The following is a 2857-nucleotide window of genomic DNA, read 5'->3' on the forward strand; positions in this document are numbered from 1 at the left end:
TTGTGCACCCCCCGGGGCCCCGGTTCCCGCCCGCGGGTGTTGGTGGGGGGGGCCGGCGCGGCCGGGCCCCCCCGGGCGGCTGCGGCGGCCCGGACTGCGCAGGCACGTCAGGTCGGTCGGTTGGTTCAGCCGTTGTACGGGGCGGTGACGTCCAGGACCCAGGTAATGCCGAAGCGGTCGGTGAGCATGCCGTACAGCGGTGCCCACTGCGCAGGCTCCAGCGGACGCACGATGATCGAGCCCTCGGCGAGCTTGCCCCACAGGGCGCTGATCTCCTCGGCGTCGTCGCCGCGCACGGAGACGAAGAACGGGTTCTCGCCCTGGTTCCAGGGCAGCTGCGAGGGCACGTCGTAGGCCATGACGTGGAAGCCGTTGTCGCCGGCCACCTCGCCCCACATCACCCAGTCCGCCTCGCTCTCGTCCTGCACGGCGCCCGCGTCCTTGTAGGTGACCGCGACAGTACGTCCGCCGAAGACGGTCCGGTAGAAGTCCAGCGCCTCACGTGCGGCGCCCCGGAAGTTCAGGTGAGTGGTGGTCGTGACGGACATGACCTGCTCCTTGCTCTATGTGATGAACACGCCGCCGGCCATCCAAGATCCAGCGGCGGCTGCCGTGACCAGGAGCGATGCCTCCCGAACGGCTCGTATGCCACGATGGCAGAGGTAGAGGACAGGTTGTGTCCGGTACTCCAGGGAGTATGGGTGTCATGCATAAAACATCTGCCCGGCTGCTCGCGCTGCTCTCGCTCCTTCAAACGCCCCGTGAATGGTCCGGCGACGATCTCGCCGAGCGTCTCGGCATCACGTCGCGCACAGTGCGGCGTGACATCGACCGCCTGCGCGAACTCGACTACCCGATCAAGACCCTCAAAGGACCGGCCGGCGGCTACCGGCTGGAGGCCGGCACTCACCTGCCGCCCATGTTGTTCGACGACAACCAGGCCGTCGCCCTGGCCGTCGCGCTGCAGACCGCGGCCGCCGGCACCGCCGTCGCCGAAGACGCTACCCGCGCGCTGGCCACCCTCCGCCAGGTCATGCCACCCCGCCTGCGCCACCGCATCGACCTGTTGCACGTCACCGCCGTCCAACCGCCCGCGGCGGCCGGCGACACCCCCCAGGTCGACGCTCAGGTCCTGATGGACCTGAGCCGCGTCATCCATGCCCGCGAGGAACTGCGCTTCGGCTACGCCCCGGGTCCGCGCACCTCGGTCGATGACGTCCGCCGCGTACAGCCCCACCACCTGGTCACCTGGCGTCATCGCTGGTACCTCGTGGCCTGGGACCTCCACCGCGAGGACTGGCGTACCTTCCGCGTCGACCGCATCCGGCCCCGCACACCCACCGGCCCCCGCTTCACCCCTCGTGAACTCCCCGGCGGCAACGTCTCCACCTTCATCACCAGCCGATTCCGCGGCAACGACGGCACCACCACCGACTGGCCCTGCCAAGGCGAAGTCATCCTCCGCCTCCCGGCCGCCGACGTCGCACCCTTCGCCCAGGACGGAATCGTTGAGGAACTCGGCCCCCGCCACTGCCGACTCATCCTCGGCTCCTGGTCATGGACCGGACTCGCCGCCGCCATCGGATGCTTCGACACCGATATCGAAGTCATCGGCCCACCTCAACTGGCCACCGCATTCGGGGACCTCGCCGCCCGCTGTGCCCACGCCGCAGGCACGACAAGACCAGAGACCGGCCCGGCGCGGTGAGAACAGAACTCACCACATTGTTCCGGGCCGCTTCCGCCGACCAACTCGCTCTCACTCAAAAGTGGAACCAGGCACGTTCTGGGAAATGTTTGTCACAGCACCCGGGGTCATGACGGCCCTCAAACCGCAGTCATGTCCCAAGCGGACGACGTCGAGCGCCACCCCCTGCCCGCGCCATGACGCTGAGCCAGGTTCACCCTGTCGCTCGCGCTCCGGAGCGGTCGCCGAGACCTATCACACCGGCCGCTTCACCAGGGTGCCCCGGCTCGCGAGACTCCTGCGTGTGCCGACCCCCGCCGACCGCGGCCCCGGCCAGCCGTGGCGGCCTGGCACATCGGCGCCCGCGCCCGTCGACCCGGACACCCGGGCGCGGACATCAGCATCGGATACGCGCGCTGCTCGACCCTCCCCCAGGAACTCCAGACCCAGCTCGACGCTCTCGCCGCCCAGCGCGTCCCCCGACAAGATCTTCGCCGAGAAGATCAGCAGCCGGGTCCGGGGCCGTCCGCAGTTCGAGACCGCGCTCACCGCCGCGCGGGAGATCAAGGCCCACGCCCCGCACTGCCGGGTGATCTTCACGGTGTACGAGATCAAGCGACTGGGGCGCGATGCCGCAGAGCTGACAGCCCTGGCCGACCATCTCACCGCCCATGGCCTTGTGCTGAAAATGCTCGCCGGGCCCCTCCAGGGGATGTACGACCCCAGCGGTCCGGGACGCCTACTGTTCGAGTTCTTCGCCGCAATGGCCGAGACAGAGCGTGAGAACATCCGCGAGGCCACCCTCGCAGGACTCGATACCGCGGCCCGCAAGGGCAACCACGGCGGCCGACCCCCCGTGATCACCGACGACATGCTCCACACTGTGCTCCGTCGCCGCGCCAACGGAGAGACCGTCGAGGACATCCAACCCGACCTCCTCATCCCCACCGGACGCCGCAGAGGGCCGAGCCCCAGCCGCTCCAGCATCTACCGGGCACTGGCCGAGCACGGGAAGGCCCAGGCGTATCCGGAGGCCGTCGAGACAGCGCACGCCGACTTCACCGCCCTCAAGCAGCGGGGAGTGTCATGAATTAGGTGTGATCCTTCCCGAAGGAGTCATCTGATGAATGCGACGACAGGTCACCTGATTGAGGCCGCGGACCGCGTGTC

The 2857-nt window shown here is 69.0% G+C and carries 3 protein-coding genes; 2 read left to right on the forward strand and 1 reads right to left on the reverse strand.

Translation table 11 applies throughout. The features are described 5' to 3' along the window. Positions 1–125: 125 nt before the first annotated feature. Entirely contained in the window at positions 126–548 is a 423-nt protein-coding gene (locus AB0J04_RS45765) for a VOC family protein (protein ID WP_363174666.1), read from the reverse strand. Between the two features lie 158 nt (positions 549–706). Between AB0J04_RS45765 and AB0J04_RS45770 the strand changes: the two genes are divergently transcribed. After that, entirely contained in the window at positions 707–1708 is a 1002-nt protein-coding gene (locus AB0J04_RS45770; protein WP_363174667.1) for a WYL domain-containing protein, read from the forward strand. A gap of 283 nt (positions 1709–1991) precedes the next feature. Beyond that, positions 1992–2777 carry a recombinase family protein gene (locus AB0J04_RS45775; protein WP_363174668.1) on the forward strand — a complete coding sequence of 262 codons (786 nt, stop codon included), beginning with the start codon at positions 1992–1994 and terminating at the stop codon, positions 2775–2777. Positions 2778–2857 lie beyond the last annotated feature (80 nt).

The sequence above is a fragment of the Streptomyces sp. NPDC050263 genome (genome assembly GCF_040655955.1).
Lineage (GTDB): Bacteria > Actinomycetota > Actinomycetes > Streptomycetales > Streptomycetaceae > Streptomyces.

Excerpts from the sequence above, each read along its gene's own strand:
- AB0J04_RS45765 (WP_363174666.1), bottom strand. The coding sequence starts at position 548 with ATGTCCGTCACGACCACCACTCACCTGAACTTCCGGGGCGCCGCACGT.
- AB0J04_RS45770 (WP_363174667.1), top strand. The coding sequence starts at position 707 with ATGCATAAAACATCTGCCCGGCTGCTCGCGCTGCTCTCGCTCCTTCAA.